Source organism: Mesorhizobium sp. M1A.F.Ca.IN.020.06.1.1, assembly GCF_004023265.1.
Lineage (GTDB): Bacteria > Pseudomonadota > Alphaproteobacteria > Rhizobiales > Rhizobiaceae > Mesorhizobium.
The window spans coordinates 1-4881 of sequence record NZ_RZSR01000433.1; the positions used below are offsets into that span (position 1 = coordinate 1).

Genomic DNA, 4881 nt, shown 5'->3' on the forward strand with positions numbered 1-4881 from the left:
GTGACCTTCATTGCAGCTTCGGCCATGGCATCCTCCCATTTCCAAGGATTAGCGGGGCCTGACGCGCGATCGTCGGCGACCGCTGCCGGATTGATACGCCTTTCAATGAATGATTGCTAATCTAAGTTGCTTGGCGCGGCGCGAAATCGATTTTGCCGCGCAGGCCCTATTGCAAGCACGCTCTGCCGGTGTTTTGCTGTTCCTTGCGCCTGGCACGACGGTGGTTGAGGGGCCACCCCGTTTCTCGCTCCTTGGGGAGAATCCTGTGAACCCTCGGCAAGTGAATTTCGCCAATAGTGCGGCGGCAAAGCCAGGCCCCGTCCGCGATAGTCCATATTCATTTCCGCTCGCGGGCGCGCGCTCACCGCGCCGATCGAAACCGCCATAGGCGAGGCCAAGCCGGATGGAAGGCGATACTCGAAAAATCAGAAAAACTGGGAGGAATCATGCTTCATCAGGTAGGGAAAACGGAAACCCGTCCGCCGGTCGGGGCAGGGCGCCGCACTCCGCCGGCGCTTCGCCAGTGCTGCGACAACTATATCTGTCCGACCTGCGATCAAGTCGTCGAACTGACGGATTTCCGCCAGGTCGTCTGGCATCAAAGGCCGGGCCATCGGCCGATGGATTTGGATGACTGAGCGGACCTGCCCAAGAAAAGAGGGCCCGAGAGAAAAAGGGCCCGCGCCTTCCAGAGGAATGCGCGGGCCGAAGCTGGAGTAGCCATTCGATAAACGCGCAGCCGGCCTGCCGGTTGCGTCAGGCGGATCAGCCGCCGTTGGCCGGAGCCGGTGCGGCCGGTGCGGGTGCCGGCGTCGTCGACGGTGCCGCAGGCGTCTCCACCTTGGGCGCCTCGACCTTCGGCGCATCGAGCTTCACGTTGACATCCGTCGATCCGCCACCGCCGGTGCGGCCACCGACATTGATGATGCCGGTAAAGAACAGCAGGGCCACGATCGCGATGATGGCAAGAACGATGGCCACTGCTGTGCCGGCGCCGCCCCCGCCACTGGTGTTTACAACTGTAGGTCTGTCGGCCATGGTTTCCTCTCCTCTGCCGATTGGGATGTCGTGGCAACGGCGCCAAAGCTGGAATGTTCCTGCTTTCGGGCCACGGTCCCTTGTCAGGCGGGACCTGAGGCCGCACCTTTGAGCGCAGAGGTCCGAATGGGCGATTTCTGGAAACAAGTAGGCCCACAACTCATTGTGGCACAACCGTCGAGTAACGTCCCTTCATCGGCGGTTTGAAAGTGGAGTTGCCCGCCATTTCCTGCGATGTGGCGGGCAACTCCCACAATCCCGCAGTCTGCCGAGATTCGCGAACCTGTTCGCCGCGCTTTTGCCGGTCGATCCAAAACAACCACAGGCGTACGCGACGTGCTTTTAAGCCCTGCCTGCCGCTTCGCTCGATCTCGGCGCGGGCCGCCCAGGCTGTCGCCAAATCATGATGCACCACTCCGAGCGGAACCCGGCCGCCCGTCACGCCGTTGTCTTCCGCGAAGGGATCCTATGGGCGGAGGCCGCCATGGACAGCTTCGAACTGATCGATCTTCTCTGCGTCGTCGACGCCTGCGCCAGCGATGGCGCGGCTGGGCGCCTTGTTTCAATGTCGAAAGCCGTCGAGGAACTGCGCGTCTTGACCGGGGACTTCGTCTCGTCCGACGAAGCGGCGGCGAACGCGTTGAGCCAGGTGGCGCTGCAGCGCGGCTGCGCGGTGTTGTTCGACGAACAGCCGGGCGCCGATATCGTCGGCGAGTGCTGATTTCCCCTTGAAGAAGAGCGGCGCTATTTCACCAGGGTGATCATCCTGCCGGCATACATCTCGCGATTGCCGAGCTCGGCCGCGCAGTCCGATTTCACCGCCGAGTTTCCGGTCATGCCTACGGTATTGCCGACCAGCCGCAGGCAATTGCCCTGCGCGTTCATGTCCGAATTCCCGGCATAGGAGATCGCCGCGTCGGGGGCATAGATGAAGCCGCTGACCACCGAGCCGGATCCGCCGTTGATCGTCAGCGCCGAGGTGTTGCCCTTGGCCTGGAAGATGGTGATGCCTGCATAGGCGCCGCTGGCCGGCGGCGAGAGGTTCACCTGCTCATTGGCATTGATGTAGAGCTGCGAGCCTTCCATCAGGAAGATCGTCACGCCCTGGCCGGTGAGGCTGCCGTTGCCGCCGGGCTTTATGGTGACATTGCGCAGGATGTAGACGCCCGGATTAAGCGTGATCTTTCCTGACCAGGTCTTGTCGCAATAGGTGCCGGGCGAAAGCGTGACCGTCTTGCCGTTCGGCATCGATTGGCACATGCCATAAGCGGGCGGGGTGACATTGGCCAACGGGTCGAACGATGCGTACTGGTTTTCGAGCGGTGCGTCGCACGAGAGTGTTGCGTTGGGCGGCGTTATCCCCGAGGTCGAGCCGACCGTCGAGACGCATGCCGCGCTGAGCAGGGCCGAGCCGCCGCGGTCGATGGCGTCGGCCGCGTCCGAGTTTGCGGCGATCACGCAGCCGTTCATCGCGACATTGGTCGAGCCCTGCAGGTTGACGGCGGAGCCGACATGCGGATCGAGCGCCAGAACGCACGCTTGCGCCCCGGGTTTGACCTCGACGGAGGCGGAGCGGGTCGCCTGCCAGGCCGGCGCGCCGCTGATGAAAGCCGCACGGCTGATGCTCGACGACAGGGCGATGGTGTAGCCGCTCGGATCGCCGCTGGCCGCTGCCTGGAAGGCCCCGACGCTGCCCGAATATTCGCCGGCATCGGCGACGCTCAGATTGGCTGAGAAGAAAGTCAGGCCGAGCTGGCGCACATCGCCGGCCGACATGGTCGGTTGGTATTTCGTGCCCACCGCCAGCCCGGCTGCGTCCAGCGAGTTCTGCAGTTGCGCCGCGTCGTCGCTCGTGCCGGCCACATCGACGGCGCCGGCCACGACAAGCATCAGCGGCACCATGGCGATTGCGGTCGCCAGCGCGAAATTGCCGCGCGTCGAAGCCCAGAACCGTCTGATCATGGCAGCACCCCTCGCCGGAAACGGCAGAGACACTACTCCAGCCGTCTCTACGACCGATTTCCGAAAAAGATAAAATGCAGCAAAAGCTAAAATCGCTGATTTATCCGCAGCTTGACCTAACGTCCTATATAGAGTGGGACCTAAGTCTGAGTCGTGGCCGCGCAGGGCGGTAAATATGCATGCAAGGGTCTGAAAATCGCAAGTCGAGGAAAAAAATTAGCCATTCGTTTATCGCCGGGTGTTGAACGTGGTGGCTGGGATAGCTTGGGCGCGCTCGGCCATGAACACATTCGGTCGGATTTTCAGACAGTTCGTCTCCCGCCGCCTGCGGCGCGGCGAGAGCGGCAATGTTGCGACGATCTTCGCGCTCACCCTGCCGATCGTCGTCGGCGGGGCAGGGCTCGGCGTCGAGACGTCCTACTGGTACTATTCGAGCCTGAAGCTGCAGGCGACGGCGGACGCCGCCGCCTATGCCGGCGCGCTGGAAAAGATCCAGGGATCGGACACTGCGACGATCACGGCGGCCGCGACCCAGTCGGCGACCGACAACGGCCTCGGCAATGGCACCATCACCGTCCACACGCCGCCCACCTCGGGGCCGAACACGGCCAAGAAGGCAGTCGAGGTCATCCTCAACCAGAACCTCGACCGGATGTTCACCTCGATCTTCACGCAGACCAAGGTGCCGGAGCAGGCGAGGGCGGTGGCGCTCATTGCCGATGCTTCCAAGGCCTGCGTGCTGGCGCTAAATAAGTCGGCCTCGCAGGCGGCGCTTTTCTCCGGCAGCACCAGCGTCAAGCTGACCGGCTGCTCGGTCATGTCGAATTCGAGCGCCGCGGACGCCATCAAGGTCCAGGGGTCGGCAGGGCTTCAGGCCGACTGCCTGATCTCGGTCGGCGGCGTTTCGCTGAACAACCCGGTGACCACGACCTGCAAGTCGCCGATAACCCAGGCCTTGCCCGCGTCCGATCCGTTCTCCAGCCTGCCGGCGCCCTCGACCAGCGGCTCTTGCCAGAATGTCAACAGCGGCAAGTCAACGCAAACAATCCAGCCCGGTACCTACTGCAATGGTATGAACCTCAACGGCAATGTCGCGCTTTCTTCCGGCACTTACGTTGTCCAGGGCAATTTGAAGATCAACGCCGGCGCGGTCATCACCTGCGCTGCACCCTGCACCAACGGCGTAACCATCTATATGACGGGCAGCAACACCATAAGCATGAACGGCAACGCCACGGTGACGCTCAGCGCGCCGACCTCGGGGACCTATTCCGGCGTGCTGTTTTATGGCGACAGGACGGGCAACGCCGCACAGAGCACCTTCAACGGCACGGCGACTTCTTCGCTGACCGGGGCAATCTATTTCCCCAAGCAGCAGGTCAATTATCTCGGCAATTTCTCGGGCGCGAACGGCTGCACCCAGGTTGTGGCCGACACCATCCAGTGGTCGGGCAATTCCACAATCAACCAGAACTGCTCGAGCCTTGGGCTGCAAGACATCCCCGCCGCCCCGTCTGTTGCGATTGTCGAGTAGCCGCGTGGCGCCGGCAGCGATCCGCTTCCGCAAGAATCGCTCCGGCGCGGCCGCGGTGGAATTCGCGCTGGTGTTGCCGGTGCTGTGCGTCGCGCTGTTCGGAATCGCCGATGGCTGGTCCTATGTCACCAGCTCGATGGCGATGCGGGCGGGTGTGAAGACGGCGGCGAATCTGCTGCTGGCCGGCGGGGGAGACGACACCGCCGTTCAGGCCGCCGCTCTTGCGAGTTGGGAGAAGAAACCCTCCGATGCGGCGATCACGGTGACACGCACCTACAAATGCGGAACGACCGTGGTCACGTCGTCGACCACCTGTGCGGGATCGAAAGTACCTTCCATCTATGACC

Annotated in this window: 6 protein-coding genes; 3 read left to right on the forward strand and 3 right to left on the reverse strand. The window is 62.9% G+C overall.

The features are described from left to right. Positions 1 to 765 precede the first annotated feature (765 nt). Positions 766 to 1038: a hypothetical protein gene (locus EOA60_RS18940; RefSeq protein ID WP_095824577.1), complete on the reverse strand. Its 273-nt coding sequence runs from the start codon at positions 1036 to 1038 to the stop codon at positions 766 to 768. A gap of 160 nt (positions 1039 to 1198) precedes the next feature. Continuing rightward, on the reverse strand, positions 1199 to 1480 hold the full coding sequence (locus tag EOA60_RS18945; protein ID WP_127323722.1) for a hypothetical protein: 282 nt from the start codon (positions 1478 to 1480) through the stop codon (positions 1199 to 1201). A 42-nt stretch (positions 1481 to 1522) separates the two neighbouring features. Between EOA60_RS18945 and EOA60_RS18950 the strand changes: the two genes are divergently transcribed. Then, positions 1523 to 1759, forward strand: coding sequence for a hypothetical protein (locus tag EOA60_RS18950; protein WP_095801568.1), 237 nt, complete (start codon positions 1523 to 1525; stop codon positions 1757 to 1759). 23 nt (positions 1760 to 1782) lie between these two features. Here the strand turns inward: EOA60_RS18950 and EOA60_RS18955 are convergent, their stop codons facing one another. Next, on the reverse strand, positions 1783 to 3000 hold the full coding sequence (locus EOA60_RS18955; RefSeq protein WP_095801447.1) for a TadE/TadG family type IV pilus assembly protein: 1218 nt from the start codon (positions 2998 to 3000) through the stop codon (positions 1783 to 1785). A 280-nt stretch (positions 3001 to 3280) separates the two neighbouring features. On the opposite strand from EOA60_RS18955, the gene EOA60_RS18960 reads away from it, so the two are divergent. Together EOA60_RS18960 and EOA60_RS18965 are read left to right on the forward strand one after the other, a co-directional pair. Beyond that, on the forward strand, positions 3281 to 4534 hold the full coding sequence (locus EOA60_RS18960) for a pilus assembly protein TadG-related protein (RefSeq protein WP_128311726.1): 1254 nt from the start codon (positions 3281 to 3283) through the stop codon (positions 4532 to 4534). A 4-nt stretch (positions 4535 to 4538) separates the two neighbouring features. After that, a partial coding sequence (locus EOA60_RS18965; protein WP_164899403.1) for a TadE/TadG family type IV pilus assembly protein occupies positions 4539 to 4881 on the forward strand: 343 nt, incomplete at its 3' end.

Coding starts and splice junctions, on each gene's coding strand:
- EOA60_RS18955 (WP_095801447.1), bottom strand. CDS start 3,000: ATGATCAGACGGTTCTGGGCTTCGACGCGCGGCAATTTCGCGCTGGCG.
- EOA60_RS18950 (WP_095801568.1), top strand. CDS start 1,523: ATGGACAGCTTCGAACTGATCGATCTTCTCTGCGTCGTCGACGCCTGC.
- EOA60_RS18960 (WP_128311726.1), top strand. CDS start 3,281: ATGAACACATTCGGTCGGATTTTCAGACAGTTCGTCTCCCGCCGCCTG.
- EOA60_RS18940 (WP_095824577.1), bottom strand. CDS start 1,038: ATGGCCGACAGACCTACAGTTGTAAACACCAGTGGCGGGGGCGGCGCC.